19 protein-coding genes, 1 tRNA gene and 1 pseudogene are annotated in these 25,684 nt (G+C 71.1%); 7 read left to right on the forward strand and 14 right to left on the reverse strand.

Features of this window, described 5'->3' with window-relative positions; genetic code table 11:
* Nucleotides 1-254 precede the first annotated feature (254 nt).
* From IPK37_12225 to IPK37_12235, 3 genes are all read left to right on the forward strand, one after another.
* Entirely contained in the window at nt 255-1,694 is a 1,440-nt protein-coding gene (locus tag IPK37_12225; protein QQR99756.1) for a cytosine permease, read from the forward strand.
* An 81-nt stretch (nt 1,695-1,775) separates the two neighbouring features.
* Nucleotides 1,776-2,207 (forward strand): pyridoxamine 5'-phosphate oxidase family protein, encoded by a 432-nt coding sequence (locus IPK37_12230; protein QQR99757.1) that lies wholly within the window; start codon nt 1,776-1,778, stop codon nt 2,205-2,207.
* An 86-nt stretch (nt 2,208-2,293) separates the two neighbouring features.
* Complete coding sequence (locus IPK37_12235; protein QQR99758.1) at nt 2,294-2,548, forward strand: acyl-CoA-binding protein; 255 nt, start codon at nt 2,294-2,296, stop codon at nt 2,546-2,548.
* 98 nt (nt 2,549-2,646) lie between these two features.
* On the opposite strand, the gene IPK37_12240 is transcribed toward IPK37_12235, so the two are convergent.
* Both IPK37_12240 and IPK37_12245 read right to left on the reverse strand, forming a co-directional pair.
* Nucleotides 2,647-4,704, reverse strand: coding sequence for an NAD(+) synthase (locus tag IPK37_12240; GenBank protein ID QQR99759.1), 2,058 nt, complete (start codon nt 4,702-4,704; stop codon nt 2,647-2,649).
* A gap of 138 nt (nt 4,705-4,842) precedes the next feature.
* Nucleotides 4,843-5,967, reverse strand: coding sequence for an enoyl-CoA hydratase/isomerase family protein (locus tag IPK37_12245; GenBank protein ID QQR99760.1), 1,125 nt, complete (start codon nt 5,965-5,967; stop codon nt 4,843-4,845).
* Between the two features lie 333 nt (nt 5,968-6,300).
* Here IPK37_12245 and IPK37_12250 point away from each other — a divergent pair, with 333 nt between their 5' ends.
* Entirely contained in the window at nt 6,301-7,389 is a 1,089-nt protein-coding gene (locus IPK37_12250) for an IS630 family transposase (GenBank protein QQR99761.1), read from the forward strand.
* Here IPK37_12250 and IPK37_12255 read toward each other — a convergent pair.
* Nucleotides 7,386-8,258, reverse strand: a complete 873-nt coding sequence (locus tag IPK37_12255; GenBank protein QQR99762.1) for a hypothetical protein — start codon at nt 8,256-8,258, stop codon at nt 7,386-7,388. The two genes, IPK37_12250 and IPK37_12255, sit on opposite strands and share 4 nt — an antisense overlap.
* 257 nt (nt 8,259-8,515) lie before the next feature.
* Between IPK37_12255 and IPK37_12260 the strand changes: the two genes are divergently transcribed.
* A complete protein-coding gene (locus tag IPK37_12260) occupies nt 8,516-9,178 on the forward strand; it encodes a nucleoside/nucleotide kinase family protein (protein QQR99763.1) in 663 nt (220 codons plus the stop codon).
* A gap of 194 nt (nt 9,179-9,372) precedes the next feature.
* On the opposite strand, the gene IPK37_12265 is transcribed toward IPK37_12260, so the two are convergent.
* Nucleotides 9,373-9,936 carry a hypothetical protein gene (locus tag IPK37_12265; protein QQR99764.1) on the reverse strand — a complete coding sequence of 188 codons (564 nt, stop codon included), beginning with the start codon at nt 9,934-9,936 and terminating at the stop codon, nt 9,373-9,375.
* Nucleotides 9,937-10,347: 411 nt separating this feature from the next.
* Here IPK37_12265 and IPK37_12270 point away from each other — a divergent pair, with 411 nt between their 5' ends.
* Nucleotides 10,348-11,739, forward strand: coding sequence for an IS1380 family transposase (locus IPK37_12270; GenBank protein QQR99765.1), 1,392 nt, complete (start codon nt 10,348-10,350; stop codon nt 11,737-11,739).
* A 257-nt stretch (nt 11,740-11,996) separates the two neighbouring features.
* Here IPK37_12270 and IPK37_12275 read toward each other — a convergent pair whose 3' ends face one another.
* The 4 genes and pseudogenes from IPK37_12275 to IPK37_12290 form a co-directional block, all read right to left on the reverse strand.
* On the reverse strand, nt 11,997-12,746 hold the full coding sequence (locus IPK37_12275) for a DUF222 domain-containing protein (protein ID QQS02846.1): 750 nt from the start codon (nt 12,744-12,746) through the stop codon (nt 11,997-11,999).
* 1,617 nt (nt 12,747-14,363) lie between these two features.
* Nucleotides 14,364-16,208 (reverse strand): alpha amylase C-terminal domain-containing protein, encoded by a 1,845-nt coding sequence (locus IPK37_12280; protein QQR99766.1) that lies wholly within the window; start codon nt 16,206-16,208, stop codon nt 14,364-14,366.
* Nucleotides 16,209-16,357: 149 nt separating this feature from the next.
* Nucleotides 16,358-16,938, reverse strand: a pseudogene (locus IPK37_12285) (GNAT family N-acetyltransferase).
* Complete coding sequence (locus IPK37_12290; GenBank protein QQR99767.1) at nt 16,935-18,170, reverse strand: glycosyltransferase family 1 protein; 1,236 nt, start codon at nt 18,168-18,170, stop codon at nt 16,935-16,937. The pseudogene IPK37_12285 and the gene IPK37_12290 overlap by 4 nt, the downstream one beginning before the upstream one ends.
* Before the next feature lie 36 nt (nt 18,171-18,206).
* Here IPK37_12290 and IPK37_12295 point away from each other — a divergent pair, with 36 nt between their 5' ends.
* Nucleotides 18,207-18,788: a TetR family transcriptional regulator gene (locus IPK37_12295; protein QQR99768.1), complete on the forward strand. Its 582-nt coding sequence runs from the start codon at nt 18,207-18,209 to the stop codon at nt 18,786-18,788.
* A gap of 44 nt (nt 18,789-18,832) precedes the next feature.
* On the opposite strand, the gene IPK37_12300 is transcribed toward IPK37_12295, so the two are convergent.
* From IPK37_12300 to IPK37_12325, 6 genes are all read right to left on the reverse strand, one after another.
* Nucleotides 18,833-19,687 carry a zinc ribbon domain-containing protein gene (locus IPK37_12300; protein QQR99769.1) on the reverse strand — a complete coding sequence of 285 codons (855 nt, stop codon included), beginning with the start codon at nt 19,685-19,687 and terminating at the stop codon, nt 18,833-18,835.
* A gap of 31 nt (nt 19,688-19,718) precedes the next feature.
* Nucleotides 19,719-22,385, reverse strand: a complete 2,667-nt coding sequence (locus IPK37_12305) for a hypothetical protein (protein ID QQR99770.1) — start codon at nt 22,383-22,385, stop codon at nt 19,719-19,721.
* Between the two features lie 607 nt (nt 22,386-22,992).
* Nucleotides 22,993-24,777 carry a GMC family oxidoreductase gene (locus tag IPK37_12310; GenBank protein QQR99771.1) on the reverse strand — a complete coding sequence of 595 codons (1,785 nt, stop codon included), beginning with the start codon at nt 24,775-24,777 and terminating at the stop codon, nt 22,993-22,995.
* Between the two features lie 137 nt (nt 24,778-24,914).
* Entirely contained in the window at nt 24,915-25,190 is a 276-nt protein-coding gene (locus IPK37_12315) for a hypothetical protein (protein ID QQR99772.1), read from the reverse strand.
* Nucleotides 25,190-25,417, reverse strand: a complete 228-nt coding sequence (locus tag IPK37_12320; GenBank protein QQS02847.1) for a hypothetical protein — start codon at nt 25,415-25,417, stop codon at nt 25,190-25,192. The genes IPK37_12315 and IPK37_12320 overlap by 1 nt, the downstream gene beginning before the upstream one ends.
* Before the next feature lie 179 nt (nt 25,418-25,596).
* A tRNA-Arg gene (locus IPK37_12325) sits at nt 25,597-25,672 on the reverse strand.
* Between the last annotated feature and the right edge of the window lie 12 nt (nt 25,673-25,684).

Consider the following 25,684-nt stretch of genomic DNA (forward strand, 5'->3'; position numbering starts at 1 on the left):
CGTCCCGCGCAGTGCCTGGGATCGCTGCACCTTCGCGGACGGCCGGTGACTCTACCGTAGCCGGGCCGCCTGGACGGAGCCTGGGCGCCCTCGGCCCGTCCCCGCCGCATCGAACGGTGCTCGGCGCGCGGGATCGTCCGGTGCGCAGCGGGGCACAACTCGGCCGGTTCGGCCCGGTTCTCGTGCGGGCGCGCCGGGCGTCGCCGTACAGTACAGCGCGCGCACGCACCCCGCGTCCCGCCCCAGGAGGAGCCATGACGGCAGCACCCACGCGCGTCGAGCGCCGCAGCATCGACGTGATCCCGGCCGCCGAGCGACACGGCAGCCCCGGCAGCCAGTTCACCCTGTGGTTCGGGGCGAACATGCAGATCACGGCCCTGGTCGATGGCGCGCTCGCCGTCGTCTTCGGGGCGGACGCCCTGTGGGCGATCATCGGCCTGACCCTGGGGAACATCCTCGGCGGGGTCGTGATGGCGCTGCACTCGGCGCAGGGGCCACGGCTGGGGCTCCCGCAGATGATCTCGAGCCGGGCCCAGTTCGGCGTCGTCGGCGCGATCGTGCCGCTGGTGCTGGTCGTCCTGATGTACCTCGGCTTCGCCTCGACCGGCACCGTCCTGTCCGGCCAGGCCATCAACAAGATGTTCGGGATCACCACGCCGGCCGTGGGCATTGTCGTGTTCGGGGCACTGACGGCGCTGGTGGCGATCGTGGGGTACCGGTGGATCCACGCCCTCGGCCGGGTCGCCACCGTGACCGGGATCCTGGGCTGGCTCTGGCTCGCGGTCAAGCTCGTCACGACGTACGACGTAGGCTCCTTCTTCGCCAAGCCGCACTTCGACCTGGTGACATTCCTCCTCGCGGTCTCGCTCGGGGCGGGCTGGCAGCTGACCTACGGGCCGTACGTCGCGGACTACTCCCGCTACCTGCCCGCGGAGACGCCCGGCTCGACCACCTTCTGGGCGACGTTCGCCGGCAGCGTGCTCGGCTCGTCGTGGTCCATGGCGCTCGGCGCGCTGATCGCCTCGATCCCGAAGTCCGGCTTCCTGAAAAACCAGGTCGGCTTCCTCGGCGAGCTGTCCGGCGGGGGAGCGGTCGCGATCGTGCTCTACCTCGTCATCGTCATCGGCAAGCTGACGGTCAACACGCTGAACGCGTACGGCGGCTCGATGACCATGCTCACCACGACCTCGGCGTTCCAGAAGTCGGCGACCGTCCCGCCGGTGTGGCGGGCCGTCTGGATCTGCGTGTTCATCGCGGCGTCCGTGCTGGTCGCGCTGCTGGCCTCGGCGGACTTCCTCAACAACTTCAAGAACTTCGTGCTCGTGCTGCTGATGGTGTTCACACCGTGGAGCGCCATCAACCTGGTCGACTACTACCTGATCAGCCGGGAGCGGGTGGACATCCCGGCGCTGTACGACGCGCGCGGGCGGTACGGCGCGTGGAACTGGCCGGCCCTGGCGATCTACGTGCTGGGCGTGGTCGCGCAGATCCCGTTCCTCGCCCAGACCATGTACACGGGCCCGCTCACCAAGGCCCTCGGCGGCACCGACATCTCGTGGATCGTCGGGCTGGTGTTGACGGCCGCGGTGTATTACCCGGTGGCCAAGCGCACCCAGCGTCCGCCCGAGTCGATGATCTACCCGGCCGACACGGGGCTGGCCGAGACGACCCACGACGCGGTGGCGGCACGGTGAGCGCGACGGGTGTGGCGGTCGCGGGTTGACCGGATCGCCGACCGCCTGACCTGAGCGTCTCGCGCGCCCTAGGGTGGGGCCGTGAGCAGCGCGACGCAGGACTTCTACGACTTCGTGACCGCCAACCCGCTCGGGGTGGTGTCGACGTACGACGCGGGCCGCGGGCCCGAGGCCGCCCTGGTGGACTTCGCGGCGATGCGGGACGGGAGCCTGCTCTTCGGCTCCAAGTCCGACGCCCGGAAGATGGCCAACATCGCCGCCGATGCTCGCGTCGCCGTGGTGATCGGCTGCTGCGGGACCGTGACGTACCAGGTCGAGGGCACCGCCGAGGTGCTCGACGGCGACGAGCGCGACCAGGTGGGTGCGGAGTTCGCGCGCCGGTTCCCGGGGACCAAGGCGCTCCTGCCGGGGTTCTCGCTGCTGCGGGTCCGCGCCGGCTGGGTGCGCCGGTGGGACTCCAGCACGACCCCGCCGACCGTCACCATGGTGGTCCCGGCGCCCGGCGAGGGCTGATCAACGGCGCGCGACTCCCCGTGAGGCGCGCGACAGCGGCGGGCAAAGGGACGGTACGTCGGGGCCCGCGGGGCTAGTTTGGCCCCATGGCCAGCCCAGCATTCGAGGCCGCGAAGGCCGAACTCGAAGCCTCCGACGCCCAGCCCGACAACCTGCAGAAGCTCGCGCTGTACGGCCTGTTCAAGCAGGTCACCGCCGGGGACGTCACCGGCAAACGGCCGGGCCTGACGGACTTCGTCGGACGGGCCAAGTACGACGCGTGGGCGGGCCGCACCGGGATGAGCACCGAGCAGGCCGAAGAGGCGTACATCGCCGAGGTCGGCAAGATCCTCGGCCGCTGAGCAGCCGGACCCGACCCGCCTCGTTATCCCAGGCCGACCGTTCGTGACCTGCTCTTTGGGTGCCATGGCACCCTTTGCGCAGGTCACGAACGGTCGCCTCAGGACTGGGGCACGTTCGCTTCGATGTCGGCCAGCCACGACCGCGCGTTGGCGTCCGACGGCATCCGCCAGTCGCCCCGCGGCGACAGCGACCCGCCCGCCATGACCTTGGGCCCGTTGGGAATCGCGGAGCGCTTGAACTGGTTGGTCGCGAACCGCTTCACGAACACTGTGAGCCAGCGGCGAATTGTCGCCAGGTCGTAGGCGACGTGCTCGTCGGCGGGGTACCCAGGCGGCCACTCCCCGACCCCCGCGTCCCGCCAGGCGTGCCACGCGAGGAAGGCGATCTTGCGCGGCGGATAGCCACGCCGCAGCAGGTAATAGAGCGCGAAGTCGTGCAGCGCGTACGGCCCGATCGAGTCCTGCGTCGACTGCACCTTGCCGTCCGCTCCGGCCGGGATCAGTTCCGGGCTGATCTCCGTGTCGAGCACGGCCTGCAGAACGTCGTTGACCTCGCCGGAGAACTGCCCGGACGCGATGACCCAGCGGATGAGGTGCTGGATCAGCGTCTTCGGCACGCCGGTGTTCACCGCATAGTGGCTCATCTGGTCGCCGACGCCGTACGTGCACCAGCCCAGCGCCAGCTCCGACAGGTCGCCGGTGCCGACGACGATGCCGCCGTGCTGGTTGGCCAGCCGGAACAGATAGTCGTACCGGAGCCCCGCCTGGACGTTCTCGAAGGTCACGTCGTACACCTCGCGGCCCCGCTCTGCCGGGGCGCACACGGCGTACGGGTGTCGCATGTCGGCGAGCATCTGCTCGGCCGCTGGCCGGATGTCGAGTTCCTCGAACGTCACCCCCAGCCCGCGGGACAGCAGCTCGGCGTTCGAGCGGGTTCTGGCCGAGGTCGCGAAGCCGGGCATCGTGTACGCGAGGATGTCCGAGCGCGGCCGCCCCAGCAGGTCCATGGCCCGCGCGCACACGATGAGCGCGTGCGTCGAATCGAGTCCGCCGCTCACGCCGATGACGGCCTTGGGGGACCCGATCGCCCGCAGCCGCTGCACCAGGCCGCTGACCTGGATGTTGTAGGCCTCGTAGCAGTCCAGCGCCAGCCGGTCCGCGTCGTCGGGGACGAAGGGGAACCGGTCCACCGCCCGCCGCAGCCCGACGTCGCCGCGCGGCGGCCGCAGCCCGAACTCGATCGTGCGGAACGCGTCGGCGCGCGCGGCGTGGGTGCGCCGGTTGTCGTCGAAGGTGCCCTGGCGGCGGCGTTCAGCGAGCAGCCGGTCCAGGTCGACGTCGACGACGGTGGCGCGGGGCCCCTGCGGGAATCGCTCGGACTCGCCCAGCAGGTCGGCGTTCTCGTAGACGAAGGTCTGCCCGTCCCAGCTCAGGTCGGTGGTGGACTCGCCATCGCCGGCGGCGGCGAACACGTACGCCGCGAGGCAGCGCGAACTGCTCGCTCGAGCAAGCAGCTTGCGGTCCTCGGCCTTGGTGACGGTGATCGGCGACCCCGAAAGGTTGGCGAGCACGGTCGCCCTGGCGAGCGCCGCCTCGCTGCTCGGCGGGATCGGCACCCACATGTCCTCGCACACCTCGACGTGCAGGACGAACCCCGGCACGTCGCTGGCCGCGAAGAGCAGGTCGGGTCCGAACGGCACCTCCCGACCGGCGAGGGTCAGCATGGCCCGTACGTCGTCGCCCGGCGCGAAGTGCCGTCGCTCGTAGAACTCCCGGTACGTCGGCAGGTACGACTTCGGCGCCACCCCGAGGATCTCGCCTCGGTGCAGCACGACCGCGCAGTTGTAGACGCGGTTGCGCCAGGCGAGGGGGGCGCCCACGACGATCACCGGCGCAAGCTCGGTGGTGGCCTCGGCGAGGCTGGCCAGCGCGGCTGTGACGCCCTCCAGGAGGCTTGAGCCGAGCAGGAGGTCGTCGAGGGCGTACCCAGTGACGCTCAGCTCGGGGTAGACGATCAGTCCCACGCCCTGGTCGGCCAGCTCGCGCGCCGACTGCAGGATCGTCGCGGCGTTGGCCTGCGGGTCCGCGATCGCGGTCGGCACGGTGGCGGCGGCGACGCGCAGGAATCCCTGGTCGTAGGCAGAGAAGAAGTCCACCACGGCAGTCTAGGCAGCGCCCTGCTCGGATCCGGCCGGGCTGCTGGGATCCGGCCGCCAGCTGGGTCGCGTCGAGGTCCACGCCCGGGCGGTTCCCTCCCGGACGGTCCCGCCCGGACGGTCCCGCCCGGCCCAACGTCAGGTCGTCGCGACGGCGCCGGCCAGGGCGGACTGTGGGACGGCCTCATCGACAATCTCGTCGACAAGCCCCCAGCGCAGTGCGGTGGCGGCGTCGATCTCCGCGCCGGAGAGCGCCAGATAGGCGGTGCGCCATCGGCCGATCCGCCGGGTCAGGCTCCACGTGCCGCCGGCCCCGAAGCACAGGCCGAAGCGCACGTGCGGCACCGAGAAGCGGGCATCCGGCGTCGCCGTCACCGACTGGGCGAAGGCGGCCAGTTCGAGTCCGGCGCTGCTGCATCGGCCCTGCACCGCGGCGGTCAGCCGGCGGTGGACGAGCCAGCCTGCCACCCCGACGTGCCGGCTGAGGCGGGTGAGATAGGCATGCGGGTCGCTGCGCCGGGCCGGGTCGTCGTCCGGGATGGCCTGCGCGCAGAAGTCCGGGCCGGAGGCGCGCAGGGCGATCTCCTCGACGTCGTCGCTGCGCGCCGCCAGGAGGGCCTCGGCGACGACGCGCCGCAGCCGGTGGTCCATGCCGCTGGCCTCGGTGGCCCAGTCCAGCGTGACGACCCGGCGCCCCCCGTCGTCCGCGGTGCGCACCTCGGCTGGGGGACCGGTCAGCACCTCGCCGAACACGCGCCGCCACGCCGTGTACTCGGGTCCCGCCAACAGGTTCGTGTAGCCGTTGGACTCCAGGATGATCGTCTCGCGGGCCGTGGCCCGTTCGGCGATGCGCAGCGCCGTGTCCAGGACGTGGACGGTATCGGGGGTGCGGCGCCCCTGCGCGAGGATCTCCGCCGCCGTCTCGATGGGGTCCGCGACGCGGACCACCGCGGACGTGGCGGTGACCCGGCCCTGCGGGGTGCCGTCGGCGACGGGACCGACGCGGGGGCTGACCGTGGTCGTGAGGCGCTCGAGGATCTGCTGGCCGGGGCCGATGAGCGGGACGGGAAGGGGGGTACGCCGCACGCCGACGTACACCCGCAGATCGTCAGGCAGCCGGTGCGCGACGAGGTTGGCGTCTGGCGGCGAGAGCGCCTCCAGGCCTTCGAGGTCGACGAGCACGATGGGCTGGCCGGGCTGCTCCGGAGGGCTGTCGCGGCGCTTGAGGACGGTGACGAGGTCGCGTAGGGCAATGGGATCCATGGCGTCCCTTCGCCTGGTGGGTGAACTCTCTTTGTAGCGCACGCGATTGATGACGTCGACCTTCGCACGGTAAAGGGCGGGTACGTCGCAGCCCACGACGTACCCGCCCGGGCGCGCGCTGAGCGCGTCGGCCCTGCGAGGGATGACCGGCGTCGGCGCCGCGAGGGGGCGCTTTGGCGCCCCCGCTGCCGTGCGGCCGTCGACTCGCGGAAGTGTCCTCGCACTCGGCGACTTTCGTCAGGGGGAAGGTCCCCCTGACCGAACGAGGGGATGCGCTTCCGGACGCTAGTGTCGTGAGTCATTAATTCGCCTGCTGTTGGGTAGGATTCGTGTATGTCGGGTCCTGCCGCGAAGCCGTTGGTGTTGACCGATCATGAGCGGGCGGTGTTGACGGGGTGGATCAAGCGGCCGACGTCGGCGGCCAGGCTGGTGCAGCGGGCCTCGATCGTGTTGGCGTACGCCGATGACCCGCACGTGGCCGGGGTGGCGCGCCGGCTCGGGGTGAGCGCTGCGACGGTCACGAAGTGGCGCGACCGGTTCGCGGCCGGTCGTCTCGACGGGCTGGAGGACGCGCCGCGACCGGGGCAGCCGCGCAAGCTCACGGATGAGCAGATCAACGCCCTGATCACCCGGACGTTGCAGGACACGCCGCCGAACGGGGATACGCACTGGTCGACCCGGTCGATGGCCGCCGACCAGGGGCTGAACCAGACCCAGGTGTCGCGGATCTGGCGGGCGTTCGGGCTCAAACCGCACGCAGTGGACTCCTGGAAACTGTCCAAAGACCCCGACTTCGTGGACAAGGTCCGCGATATCGTCGGGTTGTACATGTCACCACCGGAGAACGCGCTGGTCCTCGCGGTCGATGAGAAGTCCCAGGTCCAGGCGCTGGACCGGACCGCGCCGATCCTGCCGATGATGCCCGGTACACCCGCGCGGGCCACCCACGACTACGTCCGCCACGGCACGACGACCGTGTTCGCGGCGATGGACATCGTCTCCGGGGCAGTGATCGGGCGGAACTACCGGCGCCACCGCAGCAGCGAGTTTCTGGCCTTCCTCAAGGAAGTCGACAGGGTCACCCCCGCCGGGCTGGAGCTGCACCTCGTGCTGGACAACTACGCCACCCACAAGACTCCGGCCGTGAAGGCCTGGCTGCTCAAACACCCCCGCGTGGTGCTGCACTTCACCCCGACCTCGGCGTCCTGGCTCAACCTCGTCGAACGCTGGTTCGCCGAGTTGACCCGCCGCAAGCTACAACGCGCGACCCACCGCTCGGTCATCGAGCTCGAACGCGACATCGTCACCTGGACCCAGGAGTGGAACAAGAACCCCAAGCCCTTCGTCTGGACCAAGAGCGCCGACCAGATCCTCGAAACCCTCGCCGGCTACTGCAAACGAATTAACGACTCACGACACTAGGGGCTCGGGTGCCCGTTGCCCGCGGGCGTGGGCGAGCTGGTCACGGGAGCGAGCTCGGCGAGCTGGCGGTAGTCCAGGGTGCGGCCGTCCAGGGTGGTCGCCGCGCCCGCGACGTACGTCAGGATGGCGAGCGCGGACAGCGGGGCCTGCGCGACGCCGGGGATCGCCGAGGTGCGGGTGTCGGCATCGATGCGCCGCTCCTGGCCCTCGCGGATGACGAGGGCCTGGAAGACCCAGCAGGCGTCGTTGATGTCGACGCCGTGGCGCAGACGGAGCCCGTAGCGGGCGAGGATGCCCTCGTACACCGGCGCCCACGTCTCCGACACCGACTCCCGGTAGACCCGCAGGGCCTGGCGGACGGGCGGGTAGTCGGGCCACAGCGTCATGATCGTGTCGCCGAGGCGGTAGAGGTGTGGATCCTGGGAGGACTCCACCTCGGCGCTCGCGAACTCGGCGATGAGGACGCCGAGCGGGCCGTCCATCCAGACCGGGACCTGCTGCAACAAGTTCATGGCGTTGATCGAATACCGCTGAGGGCGAAGGGCGTAGGCGATCAGGTCGGCGTACCAGGCGCTCGCCAACGGCCACCGGCGGCGCATGTGGTTGCGGCTGATGTCGAGCACCCGGGTGGCGAACGAGTCGTGCCCGAGGAGCGTGGCGAGCACCGCGGGGACCTCGCCCTGGGCGCCGGTGACGTCCGCCGCGAGGGCCGCGGCGAGGTGGGCGGCGCCCTCGCAAAGGATGTACTGGGTGATCGGGGACTGCGGGCCGTTGGGGCCCTCCTGATAGGCGATGCCGTGCAGGATGTCGCGCAGATCCTCCAGGACGATGGTGCCGCGGTCCTGGACCTGCTGGTCGTGGGGGTTCATGAGGCGTACGGGTGCCGCACTGCCGAGGCCGTCCGGGGTCGGGGCGGACGCTGGGCGATCTGTGCGATCTGTTGGATCTGTCGGGTCCATGCGCGCGAGTTTCCCGCTCCGGGCTTCAATGGCGAGGAGGTGCTGGGTCAACTTCGGGTCACGATCCAGCGGGGGCTGGGCCATCAATCTCCGTCGGTGATAAAGATTCTCAGTTACGTGGCTGGTGGCTGCTCGGGCTTAGGCGTCGATCCAGGGCCGGCCGGCGGATGCGGCAGGCTGGGGGGATGGTGGTGGACGGGCGACAGCCGCGCGTGACGGTCGCGGCGGCGCAGGCGCGGCTCGCGGAGCTGCTGCGGGGGGCGGACGGGCGGGTCATCCTCGGCCTGACCGGCGCGCCGGGGGCGGGGAAGTCGACGCTGGCGGCGCGTCTGGTGGCGAGTCATTCGGGCGCCGTGTTGGTCGGCATGGACGCGTTTCATCTGGCCCACGAGACGCTCGTCGGGCTGGGGACGGTCGCTCGGAAGGGCGCGCCGGACACGTTCGATGCGGATGGTTACGTCGCGCTGCTGCGTCGGGTCCGCGCCGGCGAGCCCCGGACCATCTGGGTGCCGGAGTTCCGCAGGGAGATCGAGGATTCGATCGCGGGGGTGCGCGGGCTGGCCCCCGACGTACGACTCGTCGTCACCGAGGGCAACTACCTGCTGCTGGACGACGAGCGGTGGTCGCCGGTGCGGGAGTTGTGCGACGAGATCTGGTACGTCGAGGTTGCCGAGGCGACCCGACTCGATCGGCTGGTGGCCCGGCACGTGCGCTTCGGGCGGTCCCGGGAGGAGGCGTACGAGCGCAGCGTGTCCGGCACCGACGCAGCGAATGCTCGCCTGATCGAGGCGACCCGGGGCTGTGCCGTCGTCGTCGTGGTGGCGGATTGAGCGGAGGCGCGGGGCGGCGCGGGGGCGCGGGGCCGCGCGGGGCGGCGCGAAACCGAGTTCCGAGCGCGCCGACCCGCCGATCCGCCGCCCACGCCGAGCCACCCGCCGCCGCCCCGCCGGCCCGGTTGGCCTCGCCCGGCCGCGCCGGCGGGTGGCCGGATGGCCTCCCGCCGCAGCGGACCGCGGCGTGGGCGTCAGTGGATGATCGGGCACGCGGCCGTCGCGAACGGAGTGCCGTAGACGTAGCCGTCGGCGGGGTCGTACGCCACGGGCTGATAGGTCTGGCCACAAGTGAGCGGGTGGTTCGCCCACCACATGGCGGGGAAGATGCCGCCGGCGGGGACCCACCGCTGGGAACCCTTCGTGGAGAGGCGACCGCCCACGCGACAGAAGTAGCCGCTGCAGGAGAAGCTGCTGGTGCTCAGGCCGGACTGGTACTCGTGGGTGGACCAACCGCCGCGCGTGGTGTTGACGATCCACAGCTGCACGTCGGTACGCCCCTGGCTGAGACCGGACCCGCTGGCGACCCAGCCGTCGTACGGCGTCACGGTCGATTGCGCCATCGTGAGGCTGCGCAGTCCGAGCGCTGCTGGGAGTGCTGGGGAGAGGGTGGCTGTGTCGACGCTCGCCGTGCTGGTGACGGGCGACGGGAGCGGCGACGGGGCGGCGTGCGCTGCGGATGTGGCGCCGAGCTGAACGGCGAGCGCAGCCAAGGGGGCGGTAGCCAGGGTCAGCGCTCGGATGGATGACGAGGTCATGACAGTTTCCTTCGTTCGCGGCGGACACCGAGATCCGGTGTCTTGGAAGGAAAGAGGCGGCCGTGGTGGCATTGATACGTGGGCTGCGGCGCGGCGCCGCGGCTTGACCTGCTCGGAACCCGGCCTGGAGGCGGTCCGGCAGCGGGGCCGCGGCCGCGGCGGATCGTCATCGTCGAGGGGCGGCGGGACGGGACCACTCAGCCGTGCATCGGCTATCGGCGTGGGTGTGGCGGCGCACCCCTGTGGAACCGCGCCGGCCAGCGCCGTCACGTCGGGCGGCCCGTCCCCTAGCCCGGATCGTTCACGAGACTCGGGTGTGATCGGCGCGTAGAAGCACGGAAGTGCCTGTCCAGCAAGGGAAACTTGGGTTTGCGACGACTCAAGATCTCCGAACCGGAAGGCACTCCGTAGGTGAAGCGTACTTCGTGGTCTACCGGCTTGTCCGTGACCTCCGATGGTGTCGGCGTGGTGGCCCATGCGGGCAGCGTCGCCACCCGCCTTCTGGCCGACCGGGTCGGCCTCACGTCCGAGTTGTCCAAGGTGATGGTCCGCCGCAACTTCGTCCCCGGTCACGACCGCGGCAGGGTGCTGACCGACGTCGCGGTGATGCTCGCCGACGGCGGGGAGGCGATCGCCGACATCGACGTGCTGCGCCACCAGTCCAGCGTGCTGGGCCGTGTCGCGTCGGCGCCGACGGTGTGGCGGGCACTGGACGAGGTCACACCTGGCCGGTTGAAGAGGATCCAGAACGCGCGGGCGCGGGTCCGCCGCCAGGTCTGGTCCCAGCTGCCTGACGGCGTCCCGGCGAGCAAGGTCGCCGGGACCGATCTTGACGATCTGATCGTGCTCGACACCGACGCGACCATCGTGATCAGCCACAGCGAGAAGGAGAACGCGGCGGCCACGTTCAAGCGGACCTTCGGGTTCCACCCACTCGGGGTGTGGTGCGACAACACGAGTGAGTTCCTCGCCGCCAAGCTCCGCGCTGGCAATGCCGGCTCGAACACCGCCGCCGACCACATCGAGGTCCTCACCGACGCGATCGCGCAGATCCCCGGCACGCACCGCAAGAAGCTGCTCATCCGCTCCGACGGCGCGGGCGCATCGCACAAGCTGCTGGACTGGCTTACCGAGCAGAACCGGGTCCGTGGCCGCAGCGTGGAGTACAGCGTGGGTTTCGCGGTCACCGAGAAGATCCGCGACGCCATCGACCTGGTCCCGAAGAAGGTCTGGACCCCGGCACTCGACGCCGACGGTGGGATCCGCGAAGGAGGTGACGTCGCCGAGCTCACCGGGCTCTTGGACCTGAGCAGCTGGCCGACCGGAATGCGCGTCATCGTGCGCCGCGAACGACCCCATCCCGGCGCCCAACTGTCGCTGTTCGAGGAACGTGACGGCTGGCGCTACCAAGCCTTCGTCACCAACACCACGACCGGACAACTGGCTTTCCTCGAGGCCCGGCATCGGGCGCACGCTCGGGTCGAGGACCGGATCCGGCACGCCAAGGACTCGGGGCTGGGGCGGTTCCCGTCGCGGGAGTTCGAGATCAACCGGGTGTGGCTGATGCTGGTGCAGATCGCTGCCGACCTGACCGCATGGACCCGGCTCCTCGCACTGACCGGAGACGCGAAGTCGCTGGCGGCGTGTGAGCCGAAAGCGCTGCGCTACCGCTTCCTTCACGTCCCAGCCCGGCTGACTCACAGCGCCCGCCGACGACGCTTGCGGATACCCGAGTCGTGGCCATGGGCGGCCGCGATCGTCGCAGTCTTCGCCAACATCGCCGCGATCCCACAACCCGCCTGACCCCCGTCCGCCCACGACATCACGACCCGGAGAACCGCAGCCCGGCAGCGCCAGCCGGCCCAATGTCGTACCCGCGCACCGTCATCGACTCACCCCACGCAGCGATGCCGTCGTCGGCACCGTCATGAAAGACCGGGGCTAGTGCGGGTCGCCGCCGTGCATCGGCTATCGGCGTGGGTGTGGCACCGCACGCGGTGGAACCGCGCCGGCCAGCGCCGTCACGTCGGGTAGGCCCTCGCCCACCGGGTCGTCGAGACTCACGCACGGCGGGTCCAGTGGATGGTGCCGTCGCTGAGGCGGCCGATGAGTCCGCGGCGGTGGATGTCGGTGTGGTGGCGGGTGCAGAGCAGGGCGAGGTTGTCGACGGTGGTCTCGCCCTGGTCGGCTTCCCATTCGCGCAGGTGGTGGGCGTCGCACCAGGAGGGTGGTCGGTCGCAGCCGGGGAACGTGCAGCCCTTATCTCGCAGCCGCAGAAAGCGAATCTGGTCGGCGCTGGCGAACCGCGCCGCCCGGCCCAGATCCAGGACCGCGGAGTCGCTGCCGAGAACCGCGGGGATCAGCAGCGCGTCGCAGGCCAGGCGACGGATCGTGGCGGGGGTCAGGGGGTTGCCGTGCCCATCGACCCCGTACCCCCGGCCCCGCCGTCCTGGCCCGGTTCGCCCGGCCATGTCGGCCGGCTCAGCCGGCTCAGCGTCGCGCGCAGCTTCACCCGCGGCGGAGTCAGCAGACGTCGCCGCGCCAAAGTCACAGCCGGTCTCGCCCGTCACGGGTCCGCAGCAACCGTGCTTCGGGCCGCCTGTCCATGTGTTCCCGCCGCAGTTCGTGCGCCCGGGCGCGCCAGCGCCGGCAGGAGCAGGACGGCTGGTCGGGCTGGTCGGTCTGGTGGGGGTGCTCAGGTGGGTGGCGAGGGTGTCGTAGTCCAGGGTCACGATGATCTGGGCCTTGGTCGCGGAGGCCGGCCGGACGTGCCCGGACAGGGTGGGGTCGGTGGCGACCACCCGACACATCTCGATGATCGCGTCGAGGTTGCGTTGCCCAGCCGTACGGGTGTCGACCTCGCCTTCGGCGGTGCGGCACGGCGCCGCCAACGCATCCAGGGCGGCCTGCAGCGCGGCGTGCGCGTCGTTGTCCATCGCGTACGTGCCGACCCACAACCCCGCGGCGTTCTTGACCGGGGTTGCGAAACACCGCTCCTGGTGGAGCCGATCCTGCTGGTCCTCGAAATCACCCTCGCCGCCGTAGTTCGCGATCAACGCCTCCCGGATCGAGGCCAACGCGCTGATGCTGGCCCCGGACGCGGCGTGGCTGATCAGCTCCTGCGCGGCCGGCTCCCACCAGTCCGGCGGGATCGCCACGGCCAACAATTTCAGGTCCCCACCCAGGCGGGCCCCGACCGCCAGACTGATCCGCCCGGACTGGATCGCCGCGGTCAGCGGGGCCAGCTCGGGACATCGGGAGTCCTCCCAGACCCGCCGGTATGTCCCGGCGACCGCGGTGGTGACCGGGTGCCCCACCTGCGCGGCCTGCTCACCCACCCAGGACGTGATCTTCGGCCCGATCGGTCGGGGCGAGCCGTCACTGCCAGCGACCACCCCGCGGGCCACGGCCTCGGCCAGCACCGCCGTGGAGATGCCCTCGGCGAGGGCCCTGAGCGCCACCAGCTCCCCGAACAGGCCCGCCAACTCCGCGGTCGGCACCAACGCCAAGACCTGCGCCAACCCCGGCAGAGCACCCGGCAGAGCTCTGACAGCCGACGCCGGATCGTCAGCGTCCCCCGATTGCCGCTCCGTGGCTCCCCGTCCAGACGCCGGCTGCTCAGCCGTCTGTACGGCCGCTGACACCTCGGGCGCTGACACCTCGCCCTCCGCGTCGCGCTGGTCGTTGCGGGTCAACCCCGCCAACCCGGCCACCGCACGACGTGCCGCCGCCGACAACCACAACATCGCCTCGAACGCCGACGCACCCGCCGGCAGCGACCCGGGTTCGGCCCAGAGCCCTTCTGCTGTTTCCCCGTATAGCGGAAGGGTGTGCGATGCGGTCATGGCTCATCTTCTCGAACACAACAGCGATGTGTCAAGCAGTTAGGTGCGGGTAACGGTGGTGTTTCCACCGGATAAGGGCTCGTCATCCCTCGAATCACCGCGGCAGTCATGGAGTTCCGGAGTTGAGTCCCGCATAGTGGTGTAGCCGGTGGCCGGGTCGATTTAATACGTCACGCAGATCACCGTTCCGGCCAGCCACAGCCGCGGAGAACCGGATGAACGACCCGGAACAAGAATTGAGTGTCGGCGAGATGAGGTGCTATGGCACGGCACCGTTCCGGTCCACGCGGGCCAAGGCGGCCATCCCGAGGGCAGGGGCGTGGTCGCACGTGGCGTGCGCGCGCCATCCCACGCCGGTCCCGTTTGCGTGGAGTTTCATCCCTCCCGTGCAACCAGCGAGGCTGTTCCCGCTGGTGGCCGCGCGATGGGTTCCGGAGTGCACTCCCCACCGTCTTATTTGAACAAGAAGATCCGTATAAAACACGGCTCCGACCGCGATCACGGGTCGCGGGTCGCCGGTCCAGCACGGTTCCCCTCAGCGGTCACCCCGTCAGACGGCCACCCCGTCAGATGCCCGCCCCGTCAGGGATCCTGCGAGTAGATCAGCGCGGCGTACGGTCCGATCGTGATCTCGGCGTGCTGCGGGCACCCGTCGTACCAGCCGTCCCTCGTCACCACGTCCCCCGCGTGGACCGCACCGAACCCGTCGCCGTACCGCGGCGCGTCCGTGTTGGCCCGCAGCCGCCAGCGCCCCGCCCTGGGAAGGCCCACTGCGTACCCACTCACGGGATGCGTGCTGAGGTTGGCGATCACGACCGTGTCGTCGCCGGGGCCGCCGTTCTCCCAGCGGTGGTAGGCCAGGATCTTGCGGTGCTGATCGGCCCGCAGGACGTGAGCGTGCCGCCCGGACAGGCCGCGGGTGATCGTGCGCCCTCCCGCCGCCGCCCGCGCACCATCGCGCCGCAGCTGGATCAGGTCGCGGGCCAGGTGCAGGAAACACGAAAAGCGGTGCGCCTTGTCCCAGCTCAGGTAGCGGCGGTCGTCGAACCACCGGTCCTCCAGGAATTCCTGACCCTGGAAGAGCATGGGTACGCCGAGCGAGGTGAGCGCCAGCGCCAGCCCCAGCGCGGCGCGCTTGCGGGCGTGCCAGGAGTCCGCGGCGCCCGGCGTGATGGTTTCGGGGACCCGGGCCTTGCCGTTGGCGACCTCGTCGTGGGACTCGGTGAAGACGATGCGCTGATGCGGCATGTGGACGTCGTGCCCCACCACCGCCCGGGCGAGCGGGGCCATGTCCCGGTCCTCGTCGCGCGGCTGCTCCAGCACGTGCCGGACCGAATGCACGAAGCCCGCGTCCCACTGGCTGTGGAAGCCGAGCCCACCGGCGTCACTCGGCCGGGTCACGACGGGGTCGCCCTGCATGTCCTCGGCGATCAGCAGCTTCCAGGGCTGGCGGGCGCACAGGTCGGCGGTCATCGCGGACAGGTAGCGGTGCCCGGCCGCGATGTAGTCGGCGGGGTTGCGGACGTCGCCCCAGCGGGATCGGATGAAGTTCGTACCGTCGAACCGCAGCCCGTCGACCCGGAAGTCCTCCAGCCACATCACCGCCGAGTCGCGCAGGAAGTTGCGAACCTCCTTGCGGCCGTAGTCGGGTCGGGTCGCGCCCCAGGGGGTGTGGGCACGGCGGTCGTTGAAGAAGTACGCCCCGCCGTAGCGCCGCTTCGCCCAGCCGTCGAAGCGCCACAGGTCGAGGTCCGTGGGACCCAGGTGGTTGTGGACGATGTCCAGGATGACGGCGATGCCCCGGTCGTGCGCGGCCTGGACGAAGCGCGCGAAGGCCGCCGGGCCGCCGTACGAGCTCTCGATCGCGTACACGTGCGAGGGGTTATAACCCCAGCTCACGGTCCCCGCGAACTCGAACGGCGGCATCACCTCCACCGCGTTGACCCCCAGCCACGCCAGGTGGTCCAGGCGGCCGATCGCCTTGTCGAACGTGCCAGGGCCGTGCTCGTCCGCGGCGAAGGTGCGGATGTGCAGCTCGTAGATGACGAGGTCGTCCCAGCCCGGGGACGTGTACGGCGTGTCGGGCCAGTCCAGAGACGTCGGGTCGAAGACCACGGAATTGCCGACGGAATGGGTGACGGCGCGGGCGCACGGGTCCATCCGCCACAGGTAGGGGCCGCCACGGCGGACCAGAAACTTGTATTCCGAGCCCGGCCCCGCGTCCGGGACGAACGCCGACCACGTGCCGGCCCGGGCGTGGTCGCGCGCGAGCATCGTCTTGCGCGGCATCGCCCAGCCGCAGAAGTCGCCGATGACGGCGACATTGCGGGCGTGCGGGGCCCAGACGCGGAAGGTCACGCCGCCGTCGTGGCAGACCGCGCCCATACCGGCCTGGGTGGAGGGGATTGCGGGCACGGGCGACACCATAAGGGGCGGCTCCGACAACGCCGCCTAGGGCCGCCCGCGCGGGCCGTCGCGCCGCGCGTCGCCGTACGTCGTCGCGGCGCGCGAGCGCGTACGTCGCGCGGCGTCGGTACGTCGTACGCAGGCGGCGGCACGGCGTACGTCGTGGCCGGTCAGTCGCCGAGGATGGCCAGGTAGTGGACGTCGTACCAGTCGCCGTCGAACAGCAACGCCTCGCGTCCGGTGCCCTCGTGAACGAAACCGACCTTCTCGTAGACGTGACGGGCGCGTGGGTTCATGGCGTACACCTCCAGATGGATGCGGTGCAGTCCCATCGTGGTCAGGCCGTGTGCGACGATGAGCCGGGTCGCCTCCGTGCCGAGCCCGCGGCCGCGTCCGGCCGCGCCGATGAACGTGCGGAAGCCACACGATCGGTTCGCTTCGTCCCAGTCGTTCAGGACGGCCTCGCCGACCAGGTGGCCGGTGGTGTTGTCGATGATGGCGAGCACGAGACGATCGTCGGCCCGCGCCCATCCGGCGTAGATCTCGCGGACGCGCTCGATGGCGCCGAGCTGCGGCCTTTCGGCGCTCGCGTGGATGGAGCCCGTGAGGCGGCGATGTCGTCGTCGGCGTCGATGATCGCGTCGATCAGGTCAGCGTCCTCCGCGCGGATCGGGCGCAGGGTGACCAGTTCGCCGCGCAACGTCGGCTTGTCGGTGAACGGGGTCGTCCGTGGGGGGCTCGGCGTACTCACCCACACAGGATGTCCAGAATTCGCGGGCACCGGCCCATCTGCGCACCGAGCCGCCGCGCGTGTGCCGCGTAGGAGGGGTCGGCGAGGACCTGTCGCGTCGCGAGCGCAATCCGCGCGGCGCTGACCTGGGCCCGGCCGATGCCGATGCCGGCGCCGCTCCAGGCGACGCGCTGGGCGACGGGGCGCTTGTCCTCGCTGGCCCCGACCACGACGAGCGGGACCCCGTGGCGCAGGGCGTGGTTCACGCCGCCGTACCCGCCGTTGGTGATCATCAGCGCGCAGCGGGGGAGCAGGGCGTCATAGGGCAGGTACCGGGCCGTTCGCGCGTTGCTGGGCAGGTTCGCGGGCGGGGGCGCCCCGCCGGTGGACACCACGACCAGGCACTCCCGGTCGGCCAGAGCCGCCAGGCTGGGTTCGATGACGGCACTGACGTCGCCGTTGGCGATCGTCCCCTGCGTCACGTGGATGACCGGTTTCTCCTGCTCGAGGTCGTCCCACCATGGCGGGAGGGGATGGTCGCGGGCGGTGCTCGTCGCCGTCGGCCCCACGAAGTGGATGGGGGTCGTCGCGCGAGGGCGCGGGTACTCGAACCCGGGGCAGGTCAGCTGGAGGATCCCATCCGTCAGCCCGACCCAGTGGGTGAACCACGTCGGCAGGGGCCGCCCCGTCGACTCCAGCACAAGCTGTTCCGCGAGGGATTGGACCGGCGCCAACGCTCGGCGCATCGCCCACGCGGTGAGGGGCTCCCGAATGCCGGCCGTCCGCCCAGGTGGGGCGTGCGGCGGAAGCATCACCGGGGTGATCCCCAGCACGAACACCCGGGGACCGCCGGCCCGCCGCGTCAGGACCAGCGGTATCCCGGCGAGGAAGAAGGGGTCCACCAGCACCGTGTCGGCAGGGAACCCGGCCAGCACGGCCTGGACCGTGGCCCATCGCGACGGGATGGGTCGCACGAAGGCCTCGATCAGGTCGTGCCGGGCGAGACGGAGACCGCGGAGACCGCGACGCGCGGGGAACGACGCGTCGAGGTCGGCGTCGTCGAAGTCGGCGCAGGCTTCGAGCAGGGTCACCGAAGCGCCGGCGGCAACGAACTGGTCCCGGTAGCGCCGCCCGGTGATCACGTGCACCGCGTGGCCGGCGCTGATCAGCTCGTCGACCACGGCCACCGCGGGCGCGACATGGCCGCGCGCCGGCAGGACACAGACGAGGACTGACCGCGAGAGTGGAGGCACGCCGCACCATCCCAAACTTAGAGAGACTCTACGATTGTGCCGTACGCCGAGCGCCCGCCCGTCGAAAGCAAGCGGGCCCAACGCAAGTCAGCGACCCGAACGGCCATCATCGAGGCCGCACTCCGGCTGGTCGATGAGCTGGGCCTGGACGGCACCACCGTGGATCAGATCGCGGCGGCGGCCGGGGTGTCTCCGGCGACCGTGTTCAACTACTTCCCCGCCAAGGTGGACATCTTCTTCGCCGACGCCGACCTGTATCGGTTCGCCGAGCCGCTCGACCCGAGGCCCACGCCCGAGGAGACGCTCGCCCGAGCTCTCCAGCGGGCTGTCCACGATCAGCCCTGGACGCGGCCGATCGAGGACCCGCTCACGCGGTTGCGCTTTGCCGTGGTCCAGCGCGAACCGGAGCTGGCGGCGCGCCAGACGGTGCTGCTGTTCGGCCACGTTCCCGAGCTCGCCGAGGCCCTGCGGCGCGCACACCCCCACCTCGAGCCCACGCGCGCCGTCGCGCTGACGGGGGCCGCGGTGGGGGCCGTCGTTGCGGTGATTTCGTACGGCGTCGGCGACCTCACCGACCGCCTCCGGGCGGCGGCGCAGACCGTGTCGCCACGGCCGTAAGGCCGCGTTGCGGCGAAGGACGTACGCCGTGTGGTGCCGCGGCGTCAGTACCGCGTCATCCGCATCGGCATACAGGCGTTGCGCAGGTCGTCGCCCCACAGGCTCGGGAAGGACCGCCGACACCACGCCGTAACCGCGTCGGAGCTGCCGAAACCGCCGTCCGCGATCGTGGTCATGTAGGGCCGGCCGGTCTTCGGAAAGACGAGTCCGTCCCCGACGAGGGTGCTGCTGAGCAGCAGGATCGTGGCGTTCAGGTTCGGATTGCGGCGGAGGGACAGGTGCTCGTTGAGTACGTCGTCCCAGCCGAACGTGTGCGTTCCGGCGAGGCTCAGCTGCCGCATGTCGGTGACGCCGTCGGTCTTGGAGGCGAGCTTGGCGACCCACCGCCCGTCGAGGCGCGCGTACACCGCATCAGAGTCGCGCTCGAGGATCGACTGGACCTCCTGCTGAGCCTTGGGCCATTGGCCTGACCCCGACGATGCGTCCGGCTGGGGCGCCGGCGCGCTCGGAGCTGCGGGCGCCGGTGCCGGAGCCGCCGGCGTGACGGTCGACGGAGCCGTCGACGCGCCCGTCGTGGCCGCCGCCGGGGCGGCCGGCATCGCCGCGCCCGTGGTCGTGCCGGACGCCGCCGCGCCGGTGGTGGCGCCCGTCGCGACGGCCTCAGGCGGTCGCTCCGGGCCGCGCCGCGACAGCGCGAACGCCGTACCGCCCACGCCCGCCAGGGCGACGCAGGCCGCGACCGCGATGGCGACCCCGCGGCGCCGTACCCGCGGTTCGTCGGTCACCGCCAGCGCCACCGGCGCTGGTTCGGCGGGGAGCGCGGCGGTCGCCGTACCGCAGTTCGGGCAGAAGAGCCCCTCGACCGGCTGGTCACTGCCGCAGTGGGCGCAGGTGGGCATGGTGCTGCTCCTTCGACGAGTGGTCCGACGATCAGTGGTCCGGCGTGAACCGGATCGGGCTCTCGGCCTTGCCGTCCCAGCTGACGGTGCCGTTGATGCCGAACCGGTCGGTGCCGCGGGAGGCCGAGGACGCGTACGCGCCGACGCCCGTGTAGGCCACCTGGCCGTCCTGCTGGCTCCGCACCCGGATCACGTTCTGGTCGAGGGTGGCTTGGACGACCGGGTACTGCGTGACGGACCACGTCAGGGAGGAGTAGCTGCCGTACGTCGAGAAGGGGCAGCCCGGAGCCTCGGAGCGGCCCTTCGCCACGCACTCGTCCACGTGCGCCTTGATGGCCGTCTCGATGGCCTTCGTGTACTGCTCGGGGATCACCGCGCCGACCGACAGCGAACTGCGGCTGCCGACGCCGACGAACGACGAGTCCTCCTTGACCGCGCTGAGGGGCAGGCTCTTGCCGCTGGCCGTGTAGCGGCCGGGAAAGGCCGGGTGTTGCCCGGAGGAAGCCGGTACGCCGTTGACGGTGACGGACGCGGGGTCCACCCCGGAGCCAGCGTCGACACCGAGGGACCCGAGGCCGTTCGTCACGTGCCACACCGGCGTTCCGGCGGGCCCGTCCGTGCGATGCAACAGGAGGTTCGTCGGGACCGAGCCGTTGGCGACCCCGTTCTGCTCGAACGCCACCCGGATCGTGGCGTGGTCGTCGTCGGCGGAGATCTCGGTGAGCGTGTACTTCGGCAGCTCGCCCATCGCCTGCGACGTCAACAGGGTGGTGTCGAGGTCGCGCTTGCTGGCCGGGTCGAGTCGACCGAGGGCCGCGGCGGCGTCCTTGGCCGCGACCGCGTCGAGGTAGCCCGCGGCGGCGTTCGTGGGCGTGGCGATGAAGCTGCCGTACGCCGCCTTGGCGATCAGCCCGAGAACGGCCAGGGCCAGGATGGCCCCGCAGACCACCAGGGCGAGCCGTGCGCGGGGGTCCACCATCGTGAGCCGAGTGGCCAACGGTTGCGGCGCCGCTGCCTGGGCGACCGGCATCGGTTGGCTGGCCGGGACGGGTTCGCTGGTCCGAACGGGCTCGTCGGCCTGGACGGCCGGGGTGTCCGGGAGCGATTGAGCGTCCGGCGCGACTGGTGCGGTCGGGTCGACCGGCGCTGCTGCGACAGCCTCGGCCGGGGTGTCTGGGGCGTCTGGGGTGTCTGGGGCGACGGCCGCGACCGGAAGGGCCGTCTCGCCGCGCTCGGCTGCCGCCGCCTGCAGCAGGGGAACCCAGCCCGCGTCGATCCCGGATCCGGCGATCCGCAGCGCCCAGCGGGGCGCCAGGCCGGCGACCTGCGGGGTGAGGAGCCATCCGCAGAGGAGGACCAGCAGGGTGAACACCGACGATCCCACGAGGATGGACGGGTAGCCCAGCCCGGCGTTGGTGTGCATGCTGGCGCCGATCGACGAGGTGCCGAGGAGCTCCCTCGCCAGCAACGGTGGCAGCGAGCCGGACGCGTTGACGTCGACCGTCACGCGCACGAACTTGGCCAGCACGAACCAGCATCCGGCGACCAGTGCAACCGTGCGCCAGGCCACCGCGCCGGAGAGCCGCCGTGGGGCGGACCGCAGCCCGGTGCGCAGGCCCAGCAGGAGCACCATGAGCACCAGACTCGTGACGCAGAGGACGACGATCCGCGTGGGCAGCCCGCCGCTGATCAGGCCGAAGCGCACGGACCCGGACGCCAGCGTCGCGGCGGCGGCACCCGCCGAGGCGAACAGGCTCCCGCCGATGAGGGCGCCGCCGGCGAGGACCGCGGCGTTCACCACGGCCAGGACGAAGGCCACACCCAGGGAGAAACCCCCGACGGGAAGGTCCGATGAGCTGGTGGCGACCCTGTACGCCGAGGCGACCACGACGATCACGGACCCGAGGAGAACCGGCAGCGCGACGATGGGCAGGGCCAGCGCTACTGCCCGGTACCAGTCGGCGGGCAGCCGCTTGATCCTGTCGCGGATCCTGCGGTCGGCCCGATCGGCCGCCACATGCCACCACGAGACGCTGGCAACGGCCGCGCCCAGGACCAGGGCGCTGAGTGCCGAGCGCAGCGGATCGACGCCTGAGGCGACCGAGACCGAGCCGAGCTCCGGCACCTCGACGGCCTGGTTCACCCGGCTCACGACGACGAGCAGCACCGAGCCGATCGCGAACGCGCCGGCGCTGATGAGCCCGAGAGCGGGGGCTTGCTGGGGCGTGGCCGCCACCGATCGCTGGGCTACCCGCACCGCGACGGCCAGGACGACCGCGAGGAGCAGCGTGAGGGTCAGCAGCATGATCGAGGAGCTGGCCTGGACCCCGCCGGAGCCGAATGACTTCACGGACCCGGCGACCTCTCCCGTCATCGGGACCCCGAGGCCCATCCCGAGCAGGCCGGAGGCATTCAGTGCCGCGATCGCGCTCGTGTCGGACACCTGGCCCAGCTCGCTGCGCGACATGGCGAGGCCGATGAGGCCCCAGAAGACCAGGAACGGGCCGACGACCGCGGCCGCCCCGGCCGCCGCGGCGCCGAGGACGTGGCCGGAGGTGAGGCCTTCCCTGCTGCGCAGGGCCATGCGGCGAAGCTGCTCGGTGCGCGCCGACAGGGCGACGGCGGTCGTCGAGGGTGCAGCGGGCGGCAGGGCCGAGGCCGGCGGCACGATGGGCGCCGACGTCCCCGCGGGAGGCATCTCGGCGGCCGCAATTCCAGCTGCTTCGACGCCGGCCGGTGGCGCCGGTGGCGCGGGCGGTGCTGGTGAGGCGGGCGGTGCGGGCGGCAGAGCGGTCTCGGCAATCCCCGGTGAGTCGGGGCCGGACGCGGCCGGCGCGGCCGAGCCAGGACCGGCCGAGAGCGTCGAGGCGACGAGCGGAGCGGCAGCGGACTGATCCGCGGCCTGTCCCGCCGCGTCGGCCTGCTCACCGAGGATCTTTGCGAGCTGGTCGGTCGATGGTGGTGGCGGAGCTAGTCGGTGGCCACACGACGTACAGAACGCGTCGGCCGCCGTCACCGCCTCTCCACATTGCGCGCAGAACCGCATCTTGGCCTCCCCCGAGGTTGTGACGTGACGGCCGTTCACCGTCGGACACTGATTCGGTCCGCAGGGGCCCAACTTGAGCGGTTGACCAAGTCCGATTCGGCTGGTCCGCGCCCATCGAGACCGTCGCGTCCACCGCGTCCACCGCGACCACCGCGACCCCTCGGGACGCTGGCGATGGTCGCGGACCGACCGTTTCGGCGCACGGCCCAGGACGCGCCGGCCCGGAGACACCCGACGGCCGCCCTGCAATGCGGCGAGCTCACGCCGTCAGGTGACTCGCCAGGCGCAGGCTGAGCGCTACGGTCGTGAGGCTCGGGTTGGCCGCGGGCGACGCGGCGAAGACCGAGTTGTCGCAGGCGTAGAGGTTGGCGTACGCGTGGAACTTCAGGTTCTCATCGACGACCCCCGCGCCGCCCGCCCCGGTGCGCAGGGTGCCGACCTCGTGGGCGACCCCGCCGAGCGCGCCCGTGTCGAGCGTCGGCCAGTTGGCCTCCCCGAGGACCGGCTGCGCCCCCAGCCCGGCGAACAGGCCCTGGGCGAGCTGTTCGATCTCCGCGAGCACCGCCGCGGGGGGCGGGGACGCGGCGATCGTGATCTGGGCGTCGTCGGCCGGGTTGCCGGTCACGGTCAGTCTGTTGGCGTCGTTGAGGTCCGCGTAGCACATGAAGACGGCCTCGCAGAGCATCCAGTCGGCCCGTAACGCCCGCTCGCGGGCGAGGTGCGCCGGGTCGACGTACCGTCCCTGATTGAACTCCGCCCCGAACTCGACCACGACGTCGAAGGGGTGCGCGGCCGCGGTGGCGCCGGGGTGTTGGAGGAGCACTTTGGCGGACTCGTCGTGACTGGAGTACGGCGAGTTCGGCGGCAGCGTGAAGTGGCGGTACCGGATCGTGTGGTCCGTGATCCCCACCCCGATGAGCTGGTTGGGGTCCTGAAGGCCGCTCTGGAGAGCGATCTTGGCGGATTCGATCGTGCCGGCGCAGAGCACGACGGTCTTGGCCCGGTAGGTGCGCTGGCGGCGAGCCAGCAGGTCCCAGGCGGCGACGCCGGTGACGCGGTGCGGGCTGGCGGGGTCGATGAGGACCGACCAGACGGCGGTGTTGAGGTTGATGGTCGGCGGCCGGTGGTTCTTCCCCGGATCGTCGAGGAGGCGGTCCTCCATGAGGAGATCGGCGGTCGAGAACAGCCCGGCCGAGACGGCGAGGCTGGTCGAGCCCCGATACTGCACCGCCATGGGGGCGTCCGTCGCGGTGAACCCGGGCAGCAGTTTGGCGAGGTGCGTCTTGCTGTCCTGTTGGTACTGGCTGGCCGTCAGCGGGGTGCTGTTGAGTTTGCGCTCGGCTGCGGCGTACCCGCCGGCGAGCAGGTCGGTGCGGATCGGCGCCGGCCAGGCCGCGAGTTCCCAGGGCGTCTGCCGCGGAATCAGGCCGCCCCAGAACAGGGATCGCCCGCCCAGCGCGAAGGCCTGGCCGCCCTGGAACGCCGGGTTGGGGGCGTAGTTCACGACCTTGAAGTCGTCCCAGAGGGACCAGATGTGCTTGTCGAAGGCGCCGACCTTGAGGCGCCGGGGCAGGTTGCCGACGTGCGTCGGGAACAGGTAGGAGCCGGCTTCGAGGACCAGTACGTCGGCGCCGGCGTGCGCCAGCTCGGAGGCCAGGACACCCCCGCCCATGCCGGAGCCCACCACGATCACGTCGTACTCGTGATCGGGGGACGTGTTCCGCACGAAGAAGCGCTGCGGCACCAGTCCGTTCTCGGTGACGACCTCCGTGTTCCAGTCGAACTCAACCTGGGCCTCGGCGTACTCGTGGATTCCAGCCAGTTGGTTCGCGGGGATCATCAGGTTGTTCCCGGTCATCCACCGACCCGGGGTGAGCGCGAACTTGAACTCGATGCCGCCGGGAAAGGCGGCCTCGTCGATGTCGAAGGTCCACGCACCGTCGATATAGACCCCGCCGCGGTCGAGGTCCCAGTGCGGCGCCCAGCGCAGGACCACGGTCTGGTTGGGGGCGTACCTCTCGGTGACGAAGCGGATCGTGAACACGGTTGGCCTCCAGGCGCTCTCGACGTTGAGTGACGACGGGGTACGCCGGGAGAGAGCGCGCTCGGGCCGCGCTGATACGAGCTAGGGACGCTCCTCGGTCACCGAGGACGTCTGGTGCGGCTCAACGGTCGGCGTGACTAGGCGCTCATTCGTCCGTAGCGTTGCCGGGCGGCTTCCCCGCTGGTGCCGAGGTAGGCACCGATGGTCGACCAGGGCACCTTGGCTTCTCGGGCACGTCGTACGGCGTCGCGCACGTGAGCTTCGGCGACGGACCGCTCTAGAGCGGCCTCGCGCAGCATCAGGATCGCGGCGGGGTCGCGCTCCCGGGCGGGGTCGGGCTCGAAGTCCTCGAATCGCTGGGCGAGCTCGTCGGCGTGGGCAAGGATCTCGTCAACCGAGCGGGGCATGGTCATCACCTCAGGAACTTCTCGCGGGCACGCATCGCATGCACGATGACGTCGGCTGTCTCGCCTTCCACAACGCCGACCTCGAAGATGATCGCGGTGGCATTGGCCCCGATGATCATCGTGAACCTGTCGTCAAGGTCGAAGACCAGCACTGGGTTGCGGTACGCATGCAGGATGTCCTCCTCGCTCACGCCGTGTTTGAAAGCGGAACGAGCGACGATGGGCTCGACCACCACGGTATCAAGTTAACTTGTTCAAGCTCCTCGCGGCAAGATGTCATGCAAGCCGTCATACCGTGGGGCAGCACGCGGGCGCGCAGGGGCGCGGACTAGATGGGGACCACCGGCGGCCGTGATGGGGGCAGCCTGCGCCTCCGCCCGTGCGAGGGGAGGCCTTGACCTGCGGAAATGGATGGTGCCCCCGGCGCGAATCGAACGCGCGACACCCGCTTTAGGAGAGCGGTGCTCTATCCCCTGAGCTACGAGGGCTGGACCCGCCGG

Source organism: Austwickia sp. (assembly GCA_016699675.1).
Taxonomy (GTDB): domain Bacteria; phylum Actinomycetota; class Actinomycetes; order Actinomycetales; family Dermatophilaceae; genus Austwickia.